Origin of the sequence: Amycolatopsis sp. WAC 01375 (assembly GCF_003947325.1) — a bacterium.
GTDB lineage: Bacteria > Actinomycetota > Actinomycetes > Mycobacteriales > Pseudonocardiaceae > Amycolatopsis.
In genome coordinates this window covers 183,554-202,738 of the sequence record NZ_QHHW01000032.1, presented here as the reverse complement: position 1 = coordinate 202,738, position 19,185 = coordinate 183,554, and the positions used below count along the sequence as shown (strand labels likewise).

Genomic DNA, 19,185 nt, shown 5'->3' with positions numbered 1-19,185 from the left:
CTTTCATAGCAAATTTTGCTATGAAAGGCCCCTTCATTGCGCTTGCGGGAGGGGGCGCGGACTAGAAGTCGAACCCGCCGCCGTCGAAACCGCCGCCATCGAAGCCGCCACCGTCGAACCCACCGGCGTCTCCGCCCGTGTCGCCACCGGCGTCGCCGCCCGCGTCACCGGCACCGGCGTCCTCCTGGCCCGCGTCATGGCCCGATTCCCAGGCCGACGCGCTCGCGATACCCGCCATCCCGGAGAACATCGCGCTGAACAGCAGCATCGAACCGAGACCCCAGGCGCCGGCGACGAGCGCGGGCTTCCACCACGGCTCGCTGTACCAGCCCTGCGGCACCGGACGGCCTGCCACGCGGCCACCGGGGTAGTAGTGGGGCGTCCGCCGGCTCGGGTCGGGCGAGGCCTCGTAGTGCTCGCCCTCGACGTCGACGGAACGGTACTCGGTGACCTTGCCGGCGCGGTCGCGCTCTTCGCTCGCGGGCAGTTCCGGACCGGGGTCCATGCCCATCGCGAGCCGTGCCGCGCGGACGTAATAGAGGCCTTCGATGGCGGTCTCGCGCACCAGCCGGGCCTGTTCGACGGTCTGTGCCTGCTCCATCTGCGAGCCCGCCGCGGTGAAGCGTTCGGACGCGTCCGCCATCGCCTGCTGGGAGGCGGTGTCCGTGCCGGTGAGGTTCATGACCTGACCGCCGAGCCGCTCGACGAGGCGCCGCGCGTCGGCCTTCGCGTCGTCCAGCAGGCGCTTCTTGGCCGCCGCCTGGGATTTCGCGAAGTAGATGCCGCCGCCGACCACGACGACGAGGAGCACGATCAGGAAGATCGCGGTACCCATGGGTTCACTCCAGGAATCGTTCGGCCTTTGCTCCGATCAACGCGGACGGCCCGCCGGTGGTTCCCGCGCGCACTGGCGGCAGAAACTAGAACACGTTATAGTTCGGCTCCATGAAGTTCACCCTGTCGATCGCGATGAACCCGCTCGATCAGCTGGGCGAGCTCGCCCGCGCCGCCGAAGAGGCGGGTTTCTCCTCGATCGCGCTCCCGGATTCCCTGTTCTATTCCGAAACGGTCTCTGCCGACTATCCGTACACGCCCGACGGCAGTCGCTTCTGGACGGAGGAGACGCCCTGGGCCGATCCGCTGGTCGCGGCGGCCTCGATGGGCGCGGTCACCGAACGGCTCACGTTCTACACCTCCGTGCTCAAGCTCGGCTCCCGCAATCCGGTCCTGCTCGCGCGCCAGGTCAACTCGGTCGCGGCGCTGACCGGCGGCCGGTTCGGCCTCGGGCTCGGCGTCGGCTGGTCGCCGGAGGAGTTCCGCTGGTGCGGCGCCCCGTACGAGAAGCGCGGCAAGCGCGTGGACGAGGCCATCGAGGTGCTGCGCCTGATCCTCGACGGCGGGATGGTCGAATTCCACGGCGAGTTCTTCGACTTCGACAAGCTCCGTATGAGCCCGACGCCGCCGTCGCGGGTGCCGTTCTACATCGGCGGTCACACCGACGTCGCGCTGCGCCGGGCCGCCCGCGTCGCCGACGGCTGGTCGTCGGCGATGATGAAGTTCGACGACCTCCGCGACACGATCGCCAAACTGCGCGGACTGCTGGCCGAACGGGGCCGTGCCGACGATCCCTTCGAGTACCAGGCCGTGTGCATCGACAAGTTCGGTCTCGACGGCTATCGCGAACAGGGCGACATCGGCGTCACCGACATCATCACCATGCCGTGGGTGTTCGACGGTCTCGGTTTCGACGCCGAAGTCGGCCCGAAACTCGATTCCATCAAGAAGTTCGGCGACGAGATCATCGCGAAGATGGGAGACTGAACCATGGGTGTCGACGTCTGCTGGGATCCGGCCGCCACGCAGCCGCCCGCGCGCCGAGCCGCGTTCCGTTCGATGACCGCGGTCACCGCCGGGGACAAGGCCGCCTGGCTCGAACTCTTCGCCGGTGACGCCGTCGTCGAGGATCCCATCGGCCCCTCGATGTTCGACGAAGAGGGCAAGGGGCATCACGGGCACGACGGGATCAGTGCCTTCTGGGACAAGACGATCGCGAACGTCGAACGCTTCCAGTTCACCATCCGCGACTCCCATGCCGCCGGTGACGAGGTCGCGAACGTCGGCACGATCACGACGTATCTGCCCGGCGGTTACCGCGTCGACACCGACGGCGTGTTCGTCTACCGGGTGCGCGAGGACGGGCTGATCGTGTCGATGCGGGCGTTCTGGGAGACCGGGCGCGCCATGGCCACGGCCCGCCAAGAGAGCTGAGCATGCGACGGCGGCTCGTGATCACGCTCCTGGCCGTCGTGGCCTTGGGCGTGGTCGCCGTCGTCGTGGTGACCTCCCGCCGCGAACCGGCGTCCGTGGCGGAATCCAGCACGCCGCCGCCGGTATCGGCGACGACGGCGGAGCCTCCCGTGGCCTTCTGCCCGGAGACCGCGGAGTCGGAGCGCGTGCGTTCCCCGTCCGGCCTCGACGGGAAGACGGAGCCGCGCACGCCGTCCGGCCCGCATCGGCTGGCCTACTTCGTGGTCGACGACAAGGGCATGCGCGACCTCACCGGCACCGCTGCCCAGCATCTGCCGATGGGTACGTCCCAGCAGGGGCGGATTCAGGTGGTGGTGTGCGAATACCCGAAACCGACCAACGAGCGCGTCGGCACCTGTGACGGTTACGAGCGGCAGGGTAAGGCGCCTGTTTCCGTCACGGTCACCGGTGTCCAGTACACCTACAAGGCCTACGACGCCGAAAGCGAACGCCTGCTCGACACCTTCGTCCTGCCCGGGGTCCGGGTGTGCCCGCGTTCGGTGACGACGGTCGACGACGTGCCCCGTGCCGTCGAAGCCCGCTCCGACTACACCGCGGTGATCGGCCGCCTGCTGCCGCACCTGCGCATCTGAGCCTCAGGTGAGCCGCTCCGCGCGCCGGGCCAGGTACTGCTTCTCGGGTTCGCTCGCGGTCTTCCCGGCGGCACGGAGGTAGGCCTCGCGTGCGGCGGCGGTGTCGCCCGCCAGTTCCAGCAGATGCCCCCGCACGGAATCGAGCCGGTGGGTCTGGTTCATCCGGCTGTCGTCGTCGAGGGTGGCGAGCAGTTCGAGTCCTGCTTCGGGCCCGTTGACCTCCGCGACCGCGACAGCGCGGTTGAGCGTGACGACAGGGCCGGGCGAAACCTTCTCGAGGACGTCGTAGAGCGCGAGGATCTGGGACCAGTCCGTTTCGGCCGCCGTGGGCGCCTCACTGTGGACGGCGGCGATCGCGGCCTGCACCTGGTACGGCCCGACCGGGCCCGTTTCCAGTGCCGCGCTCACCAGCGAGACGCCTTCGGCGATCATTTCCGCGTTCCAGCGCGACCGGTCCTGCTCGGCGAGGAGGACGAGCGAGCCGTCTTCGCCGGCGCGGGCGGCGCGGCGGGCGTCGGTCAGCAGCATGAGCGCCAGCAGGCCGGTGACCTCGTCCTCGTCCGGCATCAACCGCCGCAGCAGCCGGGTCAGCCGGATCGCCTCGGCGGTCAGGTCGGCGCGGTGCAGGTCGGGGCCGCCGCTGGTCGTGTAGCCCTCGTTGAAGATCAGGTACAGCACCTGGAGGACGACGCGGAGCCGCTCGGCGAGCTCCGCCGCCAGTGGCAGGACGAATTCGGCGCCCGCCTTCTTGATGGTCTGTTTCGCCCGGCTGATCCGCTGGGCCAGCGTCGATTCCGGGACCAGGAAGGCGTTCGCGATCTCGCCCGTGGTCAGGCCGCCGACGGCGCGCAAGGTGAGCGCGAGTTGCGACGGCGCGGACAGAGAAGGGTGGCAGCACAGGAAAAGGACGGTGAGCGTGTCGTCCGAATTGGACGTATCCCCCGGACCGGACAGGTCCATCAGGGCGTCGTTCTCCTCGCGACGGCGTCGCGCGCTCTCGCTGCGCCACTCGTCCACCAGCCGCCGTGACGCGACCGTCGCGAGCCACGACTTCGGACTGTCCGGGATGCCCTGCTCCGGCCACTGCTGTGCGGCCGAGAGCAGGGCTTCCTGGACGGCGTCCTCGCAGGCGTCGAACTGCCCGTGCTTGCGCACCAGCAACCCGATGACCTGCGGGGCCAGCTCCCGCAGGAGCGCTTCCACCTGACGATCGTCCTTCACGACGCCAGTCTTACCCCATGCGAGCCGTCAGGCGACGGGGGAGTAGTGCGAAGCGTCGCCTTCGAGGGACTCGCTCGGCACCCCGTCGATGCCCACCGGGACATCACCCGCCACGGTCACCCGGTTCAGACGGCGCGGCAGGTCGTCGTAGTTGTCGACGGCGTAGTGCTGGGTGATGCGGTTGTCGAACAGCACCAGCTGGTTCGGCTCCCAGCTCACCCGCACGACGTTCTCCGGCCGCGTCACGTAGGACTGCAGCAGCCGCAGGATGTCCCGCGACTCGCCCTTGGACAGCCCGACGATCCGCTGCGCGAATCCGCCGATGTACAGCCCGCGCTCCCCGGTCACCGGATGCACCCGCACCACCGGGTGGACCGTGCGGAACTTCCGCGACACGAACACCTTCCGGCGTTCCTGCTCCGCATCGTCGAGGGTCTCCGGCGCCTTCGCGTAGTCGTAGTCGTTGGTGTGCTCGGCGCGCAGCGTGTCCGCGAAGGCCCGGAGCGGTTCCGGCAGGTCCCGGTAGGCCGCAGCCGAGTTCGCGATCAGCGTTTCACCGCCGTACGGAGGAACGACCAGGCTGCGCAGCGTGCTGACCTTCGGCGGGTTGAGCACGAAGGTGACGTCGGTGTGCCACTGGTTCGCGCGGCCCTGCTCGCTGTCGACCGGCAGGATCGCGGGCTCGCCGTCCACGGACGGGACGGTCGGATGCGCCTTCGTCAGCTCGCCGAAATGCTCGGCGAACCGCTGCTGGCCCGCGTCGTCGAGGTCGACGTCGCGGAAGACGAGCGCCTTGTGCTCGTGCAGGGCCTCGGTGACGAACGTGACGGTCGCGGCGTCGAGTTCCTTGGCCGGATCGACGCCGACGACCTGCGCGCCGATCCTGCCGGTGATCTTGCGGACCTCGACCTGGGTGTTGAGTGCGGTCATGCGGCGTGCTCCTTTACTCGGGTGCGGGTGACGGGGCGGGCGAGGCCGTAGTGGCCCCGCAGGGTCGTGGCGGTGTACTCGGTGCGGAACAACCCGCGCCGCTGGAGTTCCGGGACGACGAGGTCCACGAAGTCCTCCAGGCCACCCGGAAGTGTGGGCGGCATGACGTTGAAGCCGTCCGCGGCGCCTTCGGTGAACCAGTGCTCCAATTGGTCGGCTACTTGCGTGGCGGTGCCGGCGAAAACGCGGTGACCACGACCGCCCGCGAGCCGTTCGATGAGCTGGCGGATGGTCAGGTTCTCGCGCCTCGCCAGCCCGGTGACCAGCTCGAACCGGCTTTGCGCGCCTTCGGTGAAGGTGCCGACGTCGGGCAGCGGGCCGTCGAGCGGGTACGGCGTCAGGTCGTGGTCGAGCATGGTCGACAGCTGCCGCACGCCGTACGCGGGCGTGATGAGGGCGTTGAGTTCGGCCTCGCGTTCCTTCGCTTCGGCCTCTGTGCGGCCCAGGATCGGGCTGATCCCCGGCAGGATCTTGATCTCCTCCGGCGAGCGCCCGTATTTCGCGAGCCTGCCCTTGACGTCGTCGTGGAAAGCCTTGCCCTCGGCGAAAGTCTGCTGCGCGGTGAACACCGCCTCGGCGAACCGGGCCGCGTACTCCTTGCCTGTCTCCGAGGACCCGGCCTGAACGAGCAACGGATGCCCCTGCACCGGACGCGGGATGTTCAGCGGTCCGCGCACCTGGAAATGCGGGCCGTCGTGGTCGATCGGATGGATACGGTCGGTGTCGGCGTAGACCCCGGTCGCCTTGTCGATGACGGCCGCTCCGTCGTCCCAGCTGTCCCAGAGTTTCTTGGCGACTTCGACGAATTCGGTGGCACGTTCGTAGCGCAGCGCGTGCGACGGCCGGGCGTCGCGATTGAAGTTGCGGGCCTCGTCCTCGCCTGCCGACGTCACGATGTTCCACCCCGCGCGTCCGCCGCTGAGATGGTCGAGCGACGCGAACTTCCGCGCCAGGTGGTACGGCTCGTTGTAGGTAGTCGACGCGGTGGCGATCAGCCCGATGTGCTCCGTCGCCCCGGCCAGCGCCGAAAGCAGTGTCAGCGGCTCGAACAGGGTGTGCGAGTTGTAGCGGACGTTGCCCCACAACGCGACACCGTCGGCGAGGAACAGTGAATCCAGTTTGCCGCGTTCCGCCGTGCGGGCGATGTCGACATAGTGCTTCAGTGTCGTGGCGCGGTGTGGATCCGTACTCGGATGCCGCCAGGCCGCCTCGTGATGTCCGTTCGGCATCACGAAAGCGTTGAGGTGTAAGTGCTTCATGCCTTCTCCTTGACACGCCAGGTGGAGAACCGCCGCTCCAGCGCGACGAAGCCGGCGTTGATGGCCAGGCCGAGCACCGAAACCGTGATGATCGCGGCGTACATCTGCTGGATCTGGAAGTTGACCTGCGAGTTGTTGATCAGATAGCCGAGTCCTGCCTTGGCGCCGACCATTTCGGCGGCGATCAGGATGAGGATCGAGTACGCCGCCGCCATCCGGATGCCGGTGAAGATGGTCGGCACCGCCGACGGCAGGATCACCTTGCGGAACAGGTTCGGGCTCGACAGCCCGAGCGAACGCGCGGCCTTGACCAGCAAGGGATCCACGGTGTTCACCCCGGCGATCGTGTTGAGCAGCACCGGCCAGACGCAGGCGTAGACGATCAGCGCGATCTTGGACAGCTCGCCGATGCCGAGCAGGAGCGTGAACACCGGAAGCAACGCCAGCGCGGCGGTGTTGCGGGCGAGCTCCAGCAAGGGGTTCAGGAATTCGGCGAGCGGGCGGTACCAGGCGATCAGCAGCCCCAGCGGCACCGAAACCGCCACCGCGATCACGAAACCGGCGGCGGACCGGCCGAGACTCGCCAGCAGATGGTCGGCCAGCTGCCCGTTGAGGATCAGCTCCCAAAGCGCGGCGAGGTCTTCCGACAGCGGCGGAAGGAAGGTCCTCCTGCCCTCGTCGAGAACGTACTGGGGAGCGAGCTCCCAGACGGCGAGGAACAGCAGGATCGCCGCGGAACCGCGGAAAGCTTTGCCGATCCGGTTCTTCTTCTTGTGAGGTTTCGTGGCGGCCTTCGGTCCTGTATGGACAGTCGGCGCCTCGAGGGTGGCGGTCATCAGGCGGCCCTCCGGATCTCGTCGTGCAGGAGTTCCCACAGGCGGTGGCGATGGGCCACGAACGCGGGCGCCGAGCGCAGGTCGTCGTTCGAGCGGTCGCCGAGGTCGATGTCGACGACGTCCTTGAGTCTGCCCGGCCGCGACGTGAGCACCGCGACCTTCTGTCCCAAGTAGACGGCCTCTTCGATGCTGTGGGTGATGAAGACGATGGTCTTGCCGGTGCGCTGCCAGATCCGCCGCAGTTCCTCCTGCAGCAGTTCACGGGTCTGGGAGTCCAGCGCGGCGTACGGTTCGTCCATCAGCAGTACGTCCGGATCGTAGGCGAGGCTTCTCGCGATCGCGACGCGTTGTTTCATGCCACCGGAAAGCTGGTGGGGGAGATGCTCCTCGAACCCGGAAAGCCCGACCAGGTCGAGGAATTCCCGCGCCCTTTCGGCGCGTTGCCGTTTGTTCAGCGTGCCGCCTTCGAGACCGAACTCGACGTTGGCGCGCGCGGTGCGCCAGGGGAACAGCGCGTACTGCTGGAACACGACCCCGCGATCCAGACCAGGGCCGGTGACGGGTTTCCCGTCGATCAGGACCTCGCCGGAAGTGGGTTTCGCGAGCCCGCCGAGCAGGTCGAGCAACGTGGACTTCCCGGAGCCGCTCGGCCCGACGAGGGAGAGGAACGTGCCGTCCTCGATGTCGAGGGAGACGTCGTCCAGTGCGGTCAGCGTGCCGAAGGTCTTGGTGACCGAGCGGAGACTGATCTTGGCGGTCATGCGCCACCGCCTTCGCGGTACGGGTTGAATTCGTTGGTGTAGAGCTTTTCGAGGTCGACCTGGTCGTTCTTGATGAACCCGGACTGCTTGAGCCAACCGGTCCAGAGCGTGTAGTCGTTGTCGGAGATCAGCCCGCCCTTGGTGACGCCGGTGCTCTTCCAGTACTTGAGCGTTTCGGTGTTCTCGTTGCGGCCGCGGTTCTGGATGATCTTGGCGAACCGGGCGATCACCTCGTCGCGTGGCGTGGTGCGGGCCCATTCGATCGCCTTGGCCACTCCGGTGACGAAGGTTTTCGTGGTCTCCGGGTACCTCTTGATGAAGTCGGTCCGCAGCACGTACGGCCCGCCGTTGTAGGGACCGAACGCCTCGACGTCCTTCACGATGGGTCGCACGCCGCCACCGGCTAGGGCGCGGTCCTGGAGGACGCCGTTGAGCGCGGCGACGTCGATCTGGCCGTTGCGCAGGGCTTGTTCGGTGTTGATCGGCGGCAGGACGACCAGTTGCACCTGGTCGATCTCGGCATCGGTCAGGCCGCTGCGTTCGAGCCAGGTGTCGAGGGCGGCCTCCAGGTTCGCGCCGACCGTGTTGACGCCGACCTTCTTGCCGATGAGGTCACGTGGGGTGCGGATCGGGCTGTCTTCCTTGACGTAGAAGCCCAAGAAGGTCTTCTCGTCGGAGCCGTAGTAGTTGACGACCGCCTTGATCGGGGCGCCGGCGTCGACGAGTTTCGCGACCGCGCCGGTGAAGGCGCCGCCGAAATCGGTCTGGTCGGTCGCGGCGGACTGGATGTCCTGCGGTCCGCTGATCGTGTTGCCGACCCATTTGAGCTTGACCGGGCCGAAGTACCCGAGGTCCTCGGCGAGTTCGGGGAAGGTGACGTTGTTCGCCGACCCCTGGTAACGCAGTTCGAGCTTTTCCGGCTGCCCGGCCACGCCTGCCGGGGTCGCTGAGGCGCCGCAGCCCGACAGCGCCAATCCGGCGAGGAGCGCGGCGAGCAAGGGCACTGGTTTCTTCACTGTGGGCTCTTTCGTTCGGGTTCGCGTCGATGGAGAAGATTCTTCGCAGGCCCGGCGGAGAGCGTCAATTTTGCGATTTAGTGAAGTAACTCAGGAGGCGTTGGCGAGCTTCGCGAAAAGCGGATCTTCGTAGAGGGCGTTCAGCATGACGGCGCCACCCGCCGTCGCCAGCTCTGTGCCTGAAAAGCTCGACGCCACAACGTTTTTCGTCGCGTCCTGGCAGATCCAGGAACGTTGGGCGACCTCGTCCCGGATCGTGGAAAGGCACCCTTCGACGTCGCGTACACTCTGGTCGAGCACGATGAGGATCTCCGGATTGAGGACGTCGAAGAGTAATGCGGCGGCCTGTCCGATAATTCGCGCACGCTCGTGAAATAAGGCTATGGAACGTTCGTTTCCCGATGCCGCCGAATGGAGTACATCGGTGAAAATCGGTTCTTCGACGAGCCCCGCTTCGAACGCCTTACGGGCGACCGTTCGCTCGGACACCGTGGCCTCCAGACACCCGGAACGCCCGCAGCGGCAAGGCTCCTCACTGTCGTCGACCCGCAGATGCGCCACCGCGCCCGCCGCCGACCGCGGTCCATGATGGACGGTGTCACCGGTGGCGAAGGCGGCGTCGACCACGTTGCCGGTGAACAACTGCACGACACTGCTGCGCGCTCTCGGCTGCCCCAGCAGGCGTTCGGCGTGGATGAGCGCCCGCGAATGCCCGTCGACGCGGACGTCGAGACCGGTGACCTCGGTGAGCAGATCGCGCAACGGAACCCCGTGCCAGCCGAGCAGACCGTGCTCCACCACCGTCCCCGACGCCTCGTCGACCCACCCGCCGGTCGCCACCCCCAACCCGAGCGGCGTCCGCTCAGGCGCGTGTCCGATGAGGAGGTCGTCGAGCAGCTCCGCGATCTGCGCGGCCTGCACCGCGGGCTCGGCGCCGTGATGCGGTGCCTCGTGCTGTGCCAGCACTTTCCCGCGCAGGTCGAGCAATCCGACCGTCAGCTGGTCGACCGCGACATGCGCCCCGCACACCACGAACCTTTCCGTGTCGAGGTCCACCGGCACATGCGGCCTGCCGACCGCGCCTGCCACCTCGGGCAGTTCGGTGAGGAACCCGCGGCGCATCAACTCGGCCACATGCCCCGTGACAGCCGCGGCGCTCAGCCCGGTGCGGCGCGCGATGGTGCTGCGCGCTATCGCCCCTTCGTCCAGCACCGCGCGGAGCACCGCACTGGCACTGGCGCTCCGCCTGCCCGTCACGGTGCCGATGTTCGCAAGCGGGTGCGGGTGGGCCTAGGGCTCTCACCATCCGGGAGCAAGCCGCCGGATGAACCTGGCGCTGTGTTCGCAGCGGTCCTCGTATCCCCGCGCTCGGTAGAAGGCGTGTGCGGCCGTCCGGTGGCGGGAACTGGTGACCTCCATGGTGTCGCAGCCCAAGCGCAGCGCCTCGGCCTCGGCCGCGGCGACCAGCTCGCGTCCGATCCCGGCTCCGCGCTGCGTCTCGTCCACCACCAAGGCCACGATGCGCCCGCCGGAACCTGGCCGCTCGAGAAGCGGGATCGCGACCACCGCGACGACACCGACCACCTTGCCGTCCGTCTCGGCGACGAACGCGGCACCTTCGGGATGCCGTGCCCAGCGTTCGAGCCGGCCGCGCACGTCGGTCTCGTCGTTGTCCGGGTAACCCAGTTCGGCGAGCAGCGTGGTCACGGCGGGGGCGTCGGTGCCGAGGGCGTGGCGGATCTCCATGATCGCCATCCTGCCGGATGTGCGACGGCCGACGAGTACCGCGAGCCTGGCTAGTCTCGCGCTGTGCACACACATCGGAGCTTCGAGAACCCGCCCGCGTTGCCCCACGCCACGGTCGTCGAGACGCTGGAGCGTGCCCTGCGGGACAGATCGTTCGAAGGCGAGGCGGCGGAGACCCTGGTCGGGACCGCGTTGAATGACGACGACCACGCGTTCGTCGAGCATTGGTGTGTCGAGGTGGGGACACGGGCCGGGCCGGGCAGCCCTTTGCTCGGGCTCGCCGGGTTGTGCTTGGGGCATACCGCTCGCCGCTTCGGGCAGCTCGGCGACGAGGCGGTGAAACTAGCCGAATCCCTGGCCGCCCGAGCGGAAGCGGACCCGGCCGACGTGGACGGGCGGGCGATGGACGGTTTCGACGACGTCCGGGACTTCCTGCGTTTGTGGCCCTCCCAGGGCTGAGCCGACGCCGGCGATCTTGGCACACTGAGCCATATGGCAGTGACCCAGCAACTCGCGCGTATCCCCGCCACGCGGCTCGCCGAATGTCGCCGGTCGGTCGACGCGCTGCACGAGCTCTGCTCCTTCTCAACGACCCCAGCGGAGGACCACCTCGACCTGGATTGGTGGCCAGCCACCCTGCAGCGAGCTTGGGCGCTGACCGGAGCTGATGGCCGCACCTCGGCGCGGCTGCGGCGTTGTTTCAACGGTGATGAAGAAGTCAACCCGGCCTACCGGGATCATCCCGACACGATCTGGGAACACCCGGTGACCGCGTTGGAGCCACCGCAGGTCGGCGAGGTCGCCGAAGCGTTGCGTGCCGTGACACCCGATGCGGTCCGTGCCGTCGTGCCGTCGGACCCGGACCGGATCGAGGCCGAGCTGGGCAAGAGCGCGCTGGCTTTGGGCGGTGATCTGGCCGAGCAACTGACTCGGGAACACACCGTCCTACGCGACTTCTATGAGGAAGCCGCCCGCCGTCGGCTGGCCATCGTGCGGTGGTGGGACTGAGCGTTCCGACGTCGCCGAGCGGCGGTAACCAAAAGGGCCGAACCCGCAGGTCCGGCCCCATCTGGTCGGGCTGACAGGATTTGAACCTGCGACCCTCCGCTCCCAAAGCGGATGCGCTACCAAGCTGCGCCACAGCCCGTGGCTTCCCCGATCTCCCGGGGGGTGTGCGCACAGCCTAGCGGGTCACGCTAAGCTGTTTTCGCACCCGGTACTCCGGGGGCATGCGGGTGTAGCTCAATGGTAGAGCCCTAGTCTTCCAAACTAGCTACGCGGGTTCGATTCCCGTCACCCGCTCCACAGCTCCACATCCGAACCCGCAGGCGCCTAGCCTGCGGGTTCTTTCGTTTCCGGAGCGGAGTGGGGGCGTCCTGAAGGTCACCTTTAGGACATCTAACGTCTTAAAGGTGACCTTCAGGACAGCGGGACTGACGTGGGTCGTGAGAGTCGGGGACAGTGCTTGCCGACCCGTGCCCGACTGGACTCTGAGGTCACGTGTGTTCAGTGATCTCGGTCACGGGCTCTTACCTGCCCCGGTGCCCAGGCCGGGGTAAAGGGCCCGGTCGTGACAGGGACAGTCTCACGGGACCGTGTGGATTTCGGGTCATCTGACGTCCCAAAATCCACACAGTTGTCGACCACGTTCGCCCGGCCCACACCCGCTCCAAGCGTCAGTCCGTGCCGGCGTCCGAGTCGTCACCGGCGCCTGCCACGGCCTGCGAGAGGCCACTGGAGGCGGCATCGGCTTCGAGGTGGGCGGCGATCAGGTCCAGCAGCTTGTCGGTGTCGACGGGTTTGGTGACGTAGTCGTCCGCTCCTGAAGCCAGGGTGCGCGCCTTGTCCTCCGCGGTCGCCTTCGCCGTGACGGCGATCACGGGCAGGTCTTCGTGCGCGGCCTCGGCGCGGATGGCGGTGATGGTGGCGTTGCCGTCCAGTTCGGGCATCATCACGTCCATCAGGACGAGCGCGGTGTCCTCGTGCCGTTCCAGGGCCCGGATGCCGGCGACGCCGGTCTCGGCGTAGATGACCTCCAGGCCGTTGCGTTCCAGCACGGCGGCCAGCGCGAAGACGTTCCGGAGGTCGTCGTCGACGATCAGGATCTTCTCGCCGTGGAACCGCAGCGACGGGCTCACGGGGATCACCTGCGGCACCGCCATGATCAGCGGGACACCGCTCGCCTGCGTGGTCGGGACGACCAGGTTCGCGGCGCTCACCGGCAGGTACAGGGTGAACGTGCTGCCCTTGCCGGGTTCGCTGCGGACGCGCAGTTCGCCGCCGAGCAGTTCCGTCAGCTGCTGGCTGATCGACAGGCCAAGTCCGGTGCCGCCGTATTTACGGCTGGTGGTGCCGTCGGCCTGGCGGAACGCGTCGAAGATGATCGCGAGTTTGTCCGGGGCGATGCCGATCCCGGTGTCTTCGACGGCGAACGCGAGTACGCCGGGGGCCTGGCGGAGCGAGTCGGCTTCGACCTCGCCAGGGTCGGCCATCCGGATGTGCAGGCGCACGCCGCCCTCGTCGGTGAACTTCGCCGCGTTGGACAACAGGTTCCGCAGCACCTGCTGCAACCGGTGTTCGTCGGTGTGGATCGACGACGGCACCGGCGGGTCGATCAGGACGGCGAACTCCAGCCCCTTGTCCGAGGTGAGCGGACGGCAGATCGATTCGACGTACTCGACCACTTCGGGCAGCGTGACGTCGGACATCTGCAGGTCGAGGTGACCGGCCTCGACCTTGGCCATGTCGAGGATGTCGTTGATCAGCTGTTGCAGGTCGCTGCCCGCCGAGTAGATCGTCCGCGCGAACTGGATCTGTTTCCCCGACAGGTTCCCGTCCGGGTTCTCCGAAAGCAGTTTCGCGAGGATCAGCGCGCTGTTGAGCGGGGTCCGCAGTTCGTGCGACATGTTCGCCATGAACTCGGACTTGTACTGCGACGCCATGGTCAGCTGCCCGGCACGCTCTTCGAGTTCCTGCCGTGCCTGCTCGATCTCGCTGTTCTTGACTTCGATGTCGCGGTTCTGCTGGGCCAGCAGCGCCGCCTTCTCCGCGAGATCCGTGTTGGACCGGCGCAGTTCCCGTTGCTGTGCCTGCAACTGCTCGGACCGGGCGCGCAGTTCCTGTGCCAGGCGCTGGGATTCGGTCAGCAGCGCCTCGGTGCGCGAGTTGGACTGGATGGTGCTGACGTTGACCGCGATGGTCTCCTTCAGCTGCTCCAGCAGGTCGATGTGGACGGTGCTGAAGGCGTTGATCGTCGCCAGTTCCAGCACACCGAGCACCTCGCCCTGGAACAGGACCGGCAGCACGATCACGTTCACCGGAGCGGCCGAACCCAGCCCGGACGAGATGAGCGCGTACTCCGGCGGGGCCTCGTGGACCAGTATCGTGCGGCGGTCGACGGCGGCCTGCCCGATGAGCGACTCGCCAGGGGAGAACCGCAGACCCGTCTGGGATTTCGCCAGCCCGTAGGTGGCGATGCTCTCCAGGACCACCTCTTCCTGCTCGTCTTCGCGGGCGAGGAAGAACGCGCCCTGCTGCGCGGACACCAGCGGGGTCAGCTCGGACAGGATCAGCGACGCCACCGACGCGAGATCGCGGTGCCCCTGCATGAGCGCGGACAGCCTGGCCAGGTTGGTCTTGAGCCAGTCCTGTTCGCGGTTCGCCCGGGTGGTCTCCTTCAGGTTCGCGATCATCTGGTTGATGTTGTCCTTGAGTTCGGCCACCTCCCCGGACGCGTCGACGGTGATGTGCCGGGTCAGGTCGCCGGCGGTCACCGCGGTGGCCACCTGGGCGATCGCCCGCACCTGGGTGGTCAGGTTCCCGGCCAGCTGGTTCACGCTTTCGGTCAGCCGCGACCAGGTGCCCGCGACGCCGGGTACCTCCGCCTGACCGCCGAGCGTGCCGTCCGTGCCGACCTCGCGGGCGACTCGGGTGACTTCGGAGGCGAAGGCGGACAGCTGGTCGACCATCGTGTTGATGGTGGTCTTGAGTTCGAGGATCTCGCCGCGCGCGTCGATGTCGATCTTCTTCGACAGATCGCCCTGCGCCACCGCGGTGGTCACCGTCGCGATGCTGCGGACCTGGCCGGTCAGGTTGTCGGCCATGACGTTCACGTTGTCCGTCAACGCCTTCCACGTGCCCGCCACGTTCGGCACGCGGGCCTGGCCGCCGAGGATGCCTTCCGTACCCACCTCGCGGGCGACCCGGGTGACCTCGTCGGCGAACGCGCGCAGCGTCTCGACCATGCTGTTGATCGTTTCGGCGAGGACCGCGACCTCGCCCTGCGCGTCGATCGAGATCTTCTTCGACAGGTCGCCGTTCGCCACCGCCGTCGTCACCGTCGCGATGCTCCGCACCTGATCGGTGAGGTTGGTGGCCATGACGTTGACGTTGTCGGTGAGGTCCTTCCAGGTCCCGGCGACGCCGCGCACCTGCGCCTGCCCGCCGAGTTTGCCTTCGGTGCCGACCTCGCGCGACACCCGCGTGACTTCGTCGGCGAAGGCCGAGAGCTGGTCGACCATGATGTTGACGGTGTTCTTGAGCTCCAGGATCTCACCGCGCGCGTCGACGATGATCTTCTGCGTCAGGTCGCCCTTCGCGACGGCGGTGGTGACCTGGGCGATGTTCCGGACCTGGTCGGTCAGGTTCTTCGCCATGAAGTTGACGTTGTCGGTGAGGTCCTTCCAGGTCCCGGCCACGCCGGGCACCTGCGCCTGCCCGCCGAGCCGCCCGTCGCTGCCGACCTCGCGGGCGACGCGGGTGACCTCGTCCGCGAACGCCGACAGCTGATCCACCATGGTGTTCAGCGTGTTCTTGAGTTCGAGGATCTCGCCCTTGGCGTCGACGGCGATCTTCTGCGACAGGTCGCCCTTCGCCACCGCCGTCGCGACCTGGGCGATGTTCCGGACCTGCGCGGTGAGGTTGTTCGCCATGAAGTTGACCGACCCGGTGAGGTCACGCCAGGTACCGGCGACGCCGGGCACCTGCGCCTGCCCGCCGAGCTGACCTTCCGTGCCGACCTCGCGCGCCACCCGGGTGACCTCGTCGGCGAACGAAGAGAGCTGGTCGACCATCGTGTTGACGGTCGTCTTCAGTTCGAGGATCTCGCCGCGCGCGTCGACGGTGATCTTCTGCGTCAGGTCGCCCTTCGCCACCGCCGTGGTGACCTGGGCGATGTTGCGGACCTGGTCGGTCAGGTTGTCGGCCATCTGGTTGACCGAGTCGGTGAGCCCGCGCCACGTGCCCGCCACACCCGGCACGGTCGCCTGACCGCCGAGACGTCCTTCGCTGCCGACCTCGCGGGCCACCCGCGTGACCTCGTCCGCGAACGACGACAGCTGGTCGACCATGGTGTTCAGCGTGTTCTTGAGTTCGAGGATCTCGCCCTTGGCGTCGACGTTGATCTTCTGCGAGAGGTCGCCCTTCGCCACCGCGGTGGCCACCTGGGCGATGTTGCGGACCTGGTCGGTCAGGTTGTCCGCCATCAGGTTCACCGAGTCGGTGAGGTCGCGCCACGTGCCGGCCGCGCCGGGCACCTGCGCCTGGCCGCCGAGCTGGCCTTCGCTACCCACCTCGCGGGACACCCGGGTCACTTCGTCGGCGAAGGCCGAGAGCTGGTCGACCATGATGTTGACGGTGTTCTTGAGCTCCAGGATCTCGCCGCGCGCGTCGACGTTGATCTTCTGGGTCAGGTCGCCCCGCGCCACCGCGGTGGTCACCTGGGCGATGTTGCGGACCTGATCGGTCAGGTTGCTGGCCATCACGTTGACGTTGTCGGTGAGATCACGCCAGGTGCCAGCCACACCCGGGACCTCGGCCTGACCGCCGAGCCGTCCTTCGGTGGCGATCTCGCGGGCCACTCTGGTGACCTCGGTCGCGAACCGCGAAAGCTGCTTGATCAGGCCGTTGACCGTCTTCGCGACTTCGGCGAACTGGCCCTGCAGCGGCCGCCCGCCGACTTCCAGCGGCATCGGCTCGGACAGATCGCCCTCCGCGACCGCGCCGAGGACCCGGTTGAGCTCGGCCGTGGGCCTGCTCACGTCCTCGATCAGCCCGTTGACGACGTCGACCGCGGTGGCCCAGCCGCCGGGACCGATCTCGGCGGCGACGCGCTCGGTCAGCCTGCCTTCCTTGCCCACCGCCTCGCGGACGCGCAGGAGTTCGGTCACCAGTCGCTGGTTTCGTTCGGCGATGTCGTTGAAGGCGCCCGCGAGCTGGGCCGCGAGCCCGTCTCCGTGCGCCACGAGCCGCCGCCGGAAGTTGCCGTCCCCGAGGTCACGAGCCGCCGCGAGCAGGCGTTCCAGGGTCGCTTCGTCCACCTGGCCGCCACCACCTTCCACGGGGAGCCGGTCCCTTTGGGAGTGCTGTGTCATCTGTGTCGACCCTCTCCACCACGCATGCCAAGCCATGGTCGTCGCATCAGCGTGCCATGATTCGACCTACACTTCGAGCCAGTCCGCCCGCTCACACTGCGCTACCCGCAAGGCAGGAGGAGGTCCGGGAATGGTGTCACGGCCCGCCCCGGCCTCGACGTCGCTCCCCTCGGAGTCGTCGACCACGACGAGCGAGGGTGCGCTGCCCGAATCCGGCAGGTTCTGGCGTGAGCTGCTCGAAGACGTCCGTGACGCGGTGCTCGTGCAGGACGTCGGCGGCGCGCTGCGCTGGTCGAATCCCGCCGCCCGTGAGCTGTTCGGCGGCGGCCGCCCGGTGCTGACCGCGGAAGGCCCCGACGTCGGGCATGTCGAACACACCGGCCGCCGGTTCCCCGCGCGGATCCGGACACTGCCCGGCGGCTGGCACGCGTGGACGGTGACCTCCGCGGTCGCGGCCGACGGCCCGCGCGTGGACGGCTTCCTCGCCGCTTCGGCGCCCAGGCTCGCCTCCGCACGCGGACGGCACGGGACGGCCAAAGTGATCGCCGAGGTCGCCGCGGCCGAACTCGCCGACTGCGTGTTCGTCCTGCTGCCGACCACCCGCGGCCGCTGGGAGTGGTGGAGCTGCGACCATCGCACCAACCACGGCCACGGCCGGATCCGCCGCGTCCCGGCCCAGCTGGCGCCGGTGCTCGCCGGCACTTTCGCCTCCACCGAGGAACCCGAGGCCAAAGCGGTCCCGGAGGAGGAGGTCGCGACGCTGCCCGCGGTCGTCGCGGAGCGGCTCGCCGTCCATCCGTCGGTGACCGTGGTCTCACTCGGGTTCGACGGCGGTGCCGGGGTCACCGGCGCGGTAGTGCTCGGCAGGCGTGGCGCGGCCGCGTTCGGCGAGGACCATCCGCGCGCGGTGACCGAGTTCGCCCGCGCGGCGGGCACGGCGCTGGCGAACGCGCACCGCTACGCCCGCCAGGAAGAGGCCACGCGCGGTCTGGAGACCACGTTGCGCCCGACCCCGCCGCCGGACGTGCACGGCGTCAAGTTCGACGTCTGGTACGAGCCGTCGGGCGGGCTGCTCGACGTCGGCGGCGACTTCTACGACGTCCTGCCGCGGGAAGACGGCAGCGCGATGTTCGTCCTCGGCGACGTCTGCGGAAAGGGCGCCGAAGCGGCGGCGCTCACCGGCAGGGTCCGGCAGACCCTCGCCGCGCTCGACCTCGTCGAGCACGACAACACGACGTTGCTGAGCCTGCTCAACTCCCTGCTCATCACCGGCGGCAGCGGCCGGTTCGCCACCCTGGTGCTCGGTTCGGTGCTGGCGGGCGAAGACGGTCTCGGCGTCACCTTGGCCTCCGGCGGGCATCCCGCGCCGCTGGTGGTGCGCCGCCGCGGCGGGGTCGACGAGATCACCCTGCCCGGCACCCTGGTCGGCATCTCCCCGCAGGCCCGGTTCGCCGAGACGGCCATCCGGCTGGCCGAGGGCGACGTCTGCCTGCTCTACACCGACGGGATCACCGAAGCACGGCATCACGAGCGGCCGTCGGACCTGTTCGGGGACGAGCGGCTGCGTGAACTGCTGGTCGGCTGCCGGGGGCTGTCCGGCCGCGAGGTGGTCGCCCGGATCCGGTCCGCGGTGCGGGAATGGCTCGGCAGCGGGGCGCACGACGACATCGCCGTCCTCGCCATCGAAGCGTCACGACCCGTTCAGTAGCCGCACCACCGCCCGCTCGACGATCTGCCGCGCTTGGCGGTGAAGCCGTCGCCGTTGCGATAAGCGAGCAGGCGCACGTCGCCGCCCCGCACCCGCCGGAGGCGGCGGACCAGCCGCACCCGTTTCGCGTAGCTTGGGCAGCTTCCGTGCCGGCGCGTCGATCCGCTCGATCGTTCGCCGGTCCTTCAGCGGCTCGCCGTCCGCGGTCAGACAGCCGAAGCCACGACCTCTGCGGGGGACCTCAGGTCCGCTCGCCGAAGTCGCATGCGGGCAGATACCCGCCGCTGCGGGACTTCATGCCCATGGTTCGGCCGGCCCGGTCCGGGCTTCGACGCGCTCGTACTGCCCGGCGGCACGATGAATCCGCGATCGTGACC

General features: G+C 68.4%; 16 protein-coding genes and 2 tRNA genes. 7 read left to right on the top strand and 11 right to left on the bottom strand.

Features of this window, described 5'->3' with window-relative positions; all coding sequences use genetic code 11:
• Positions 1-61: 61 nt before the first annotated feature.
• Entirely contained in the window at positions 62-835 is a 774-nt protein-coding gene (locus DL991_RS20730) for a hypothetical protein (RefSeq protein ID WP_125785987.1), read from the bottom strand.
• A 110-nt stretch (positions 836-945) separates the two neighbouring features.
• Between DL991_RS20730 and DL991_RS20725 the strand changes: the two genes are divergently transcribed.
• The 3 genes from DL991_RS20725 to DL991_RS20715 are packed head-to-tail and all read left to right on the top strand — an operon-like array spanning position 946 to position 2,900.
• Complete coding sequence (locus DL991_RS20725; RefSeq protein ID WP_125785986.1) at positions 946-1,821, top strand: TIGR03619 family F420-dependent LLM class oxidoreductase; 876 nt, start codon at positions 946-948, stop codon at positions 1,819-1,821.
• 3 nt (positions 1,822-1,824) lie between these two features.
• Positions 1,825-2,268, top strand: coding sequence for a nuclear transport factor 2 family protein (locus DL991_RS20720; protein WP_125785985.1), 444 nt, complete (start codon positions 1,825-1,827; stop codon positions 2,266-2,268).
• Positions 2,269-2,270: 2 nt separating this feature from the next.
• Positions 2,271-2,900 carry a hypothetical protein gene (locus DL991_RS20715; protein ID WP_125785984.1) on the top strand — a complete coding sequence of 210 codons (630 nt, stop codon included), beginning with the start codon at positions 2,271-2,273 and terminating at the stop codon, positions 2,898-2,900.
• Between the two features lie 3 nt (positions 2,901-2,903).
• Here DL991_RS20715 and DL991_RS20710 read toward each other — a convergent pair whose 3' ends face one another.
• The 8 genes from DL991_RS20710 to DL991_RS20675 form a co-directional block, all read right to left on the bottom strand.
• A complete protein-coding gene (locus tag DL991_RS20710) occupies positions 2,904-4,121 on the bottom strand; it encodes an RNA polymerase sigma factor (RefSeq protein ID WP_125785983.1) in 1,218 nt (405 codons plus the stop codon).
• A gap of 27 nt (positions 4,122-4,148) precedes the next feature.
• Positions 4,149-5,051 carry a TauD/TfdA family dioxygenase gene (locus DL991_RS20705; protein WP_125785982.1) on the bottom strand — a complete coding sequence of 301 codons (903 nt, stop codon included), beginning with the start codon at positions 5,049-5,051 and terminating at the stop codon, positions 4,149-4,151.
• Positions 5,048-6,370, bottom strand: coding sequence for an LLM class flavin-dependent oxidoreductase (locus tag DL991_RS20700; RefSeq protein ID WP_125785981.1), 1,323 nt, complete (start codon positions 6,368-6,370; stop codon positions 5,048-5,050). The genes DL991_RS20705 and DL991_RS20700 overlap by 4 nt, the downstream gene beginning before the upstream one ends.
• Complete coding sequence (locus tag DL991_RS20695; RefSeq protein WP_125785980.1) at positions 6,367-7,206, bottom strand: ABC transporter permease; 840 nt, start codon at positions 7,204-7,206, stop codon at positions 6,367-6,369. The genes DL991_RS20700 and DL991_RS20695 overlap by 4 nt, the downstream gene beginning before the upstream one ends.
• A complete protein-coding gene (locus tag DL991_RS20690; protein ID WP_125785979.1) occupies positions 7,206-7,967 on the bottom strand; it encodes an ABC transporter ATP-binding protein in 762 nt (253 codons plus the stop codon). Before DL991_RS20690 ends, DL991_RS20695 begins: the two co-directional genes overlap by 1 nt.
• The gene (locus DL991_RS20685) at positions 7,964-8,983 is read right to left on the bottom strand and encodes an ABC transporter substrate-binding protein (protein ID WP_125785978.1); all 1,020 of its coding nucleotides are present in this window, start codon (positions 8,981-8,983) and stop codon (positions 7,964-7,966) included. The genes DL991_RS20690 and DL991_RS20685 overlap by 4 nt, the downstream gene beginning before the upstream one ends.
• Before the next feature lie 90 nt (positions 8,984-9,073).
• Positions 9,074-10,240, bottom strand: coding sequence for an ROK family transcriptional regulator (locus tag DL991_RS20680; RefSeq protein WP_125785977.1), 1,167 nt, complete (start codon positions 10,238-10,240; stop codon positions 9,074-9,076).
• Positions 10,241-10,282: 42 nt separating this feature from the next.
• Positions 10,283-10,729: a GNAT family N-acetyltransferase gene (locus DL991_RS20675; protein WP_125785976.1), complete on the bottom strand. Its 447-nt coding sequence runs from the start codon at positions 10,727-10,729 to the stop codon at positions 10,283-10,285.
• A 63-nt stretch (positions 10,730-10,792) separates the two neighbouring features.
• On the opposite strand from DL991_RS20675, the gene DL991_RS20670 reads away from it, so the two are divergent.
• A complete protein-coding gene (locus DL991_RS20670) occupies positions 10,793-11,188 on the top strand; it encodes a hypothetical protein (RefSeq protein WP_125785975.1) in 396 nt (131 codons plus the stop codon).
• A gap of 33 nt (positions 11,189-11,221) precedes the next feature.
• Positions 11,222-11,737 (top strand): DUF1877 family protein, encoded by a 516-nt coding sequence (locus DL991_RS20665; protein ID WP_125785974.1) that lies wholly within the window; start codon positions 11,222-11,224, stop codon positions 11,735-11,737.
• 62 nt (positions 11,738-11,799) lie between these two features.
• On the opposite strand, the gene DL991_RS20660 is transcribed toward DL991_RS20665, so the two are convergent.
• A tRNA-Pro gene (locus DL991_RS20660) sits at positions 11,800-11,876 on the bottom strand.
• Between the two features lie 84 nt (positions 11,877-11,960).
• Between DL991_RS20660 and DL991_RS20655 the strand changes: the two genes are divergently transcribed.
• Positions 11,961-12,034 (top strand) — tRNA-Gly (locus DL991_RS20655).
• Positions 12,035-12,405: 371 nt separating this feature from the next.
• On the opposite strand, the gene DL991_RS20650 is transcribed toward DL991_RS20655, so the two are convergent.
• Positions 12,406-17,100, bottom strand: a complete 4,695-nt coding sequence (locus tag DL991_RS20650; RefSeq protein WP_370307003.1) for a HAMP domain-containing protein — start codon at positions 17,098-17,100, stop codon at positions 12,406-12,408.
• A 130-nt stretch (positions 17,101-17,230) separates the two neighbouring features.
• Here DL991_RS20650 and DL991_RS20645 point away from each other — a divergent pair, with 130 nt between their 5' ends.
• Positions 17,231-18,808: a SpoIIE family protein phosphatase gene (locus DL991_RS20645; RefSeq protein ID WP_125785972.1), complete on the top strand. Its 1,578-nt coding sequence runs from the start codon at positions 17,231-17,233 to the stop codon at positions 18,806-18,808.
• The last annotated feature ends 377 nt before the right edge of the window (positions 18,809-19,185 follow it).

Excerpts from the sequence above, each read along its gene's own strand:
- DL991_RS20720 (WP_125785985.1), top strand. The coding sequence starts at position 1,825 with ATGGGTGTCGACGTCTGCTGGGATCCGGCCGCCACGCAGCCGCCCGCG.
- DL991_RS20645 (WP_125785972.1), top strand. The coding sequence starts at position 17,231 with ATGGTGTCACGGCCCGCCCCGGCCTCGACGTCGCTCCCCTCGGAGTCG.
- DL991_RS20730 (WP_125785987.1), bottom strand. The coding sequence starts at position 835 with ATGGGTACCGCGATCTTCCTGATCGTGCTCCTCGTCGTCGTGGTCGGC.
- DL991_RS20665 (WP_125785974.1), top strand. The coding sequence starts at position 11,222 with ATGGCAGTGACCCAGCAACTCGCGCGTATCCCCGCCACGCGGCTCGCC.
- DL991_RS20725 (WP_125785986.1), top strand. The coding sequence starts at position 946 with ATGAAGTTCACCCTGTCGATCGCGATGAACCCGCTCGATCAGCTGGGC.
- DL991_RS20650 (WP_370307003.1), bottom strand. The coding sequence starts at position 17,100 with ATGACACAGCACTCCCAAAGGGACCGGCTCCCCGTGGAAGGTGGTGGC.
- DL991_RS20705 (WP_125785982.1), bottom strand. The coding sequence starts at position 5,051 with ATGACCGCACTCAACACCCAGGTCGAGGTCCGCAAGATCACCGGCAGG.
- DL991_RS20715 (WP_125785984.1), top strand. The coding sequence starts at position 2,271 with ATGCGACGGCGGCTCGTGATCACGCTCCTGGCCGTCGTGGCCTTGGGC.
- DL991_RS20675 (WP_125785976.1), bottom strand. The coding sequence starts at position 10,729 with ATGGAGATCCGCCACGCCCTCGGCACCGACGCCCCCGCCGTGACCACG.
- DL991_RS20695 (WP_125785980.1), bottom strand. The coding sequence starts at position 7,206 with ATGACCGCCACCCTCGAGGCGCCGACTGTCCATACAGGACCGAAGGCC.
- DL991_RS20690 (WP_125785979.1), bottom strand. The coding sequence starts at position 7,967 with ATGACCGCCAAGATCAGTCTCCGCTCGGTCACCAAGACCTTCGGCACG.
- DL991_RS20700 (WP_125785981.1), bottom strand. The coding sequence starts at position 6,370 with ATGAAGCACTTACACCTCAACGCTTTCGTGATGCCGAACGGACATCAC.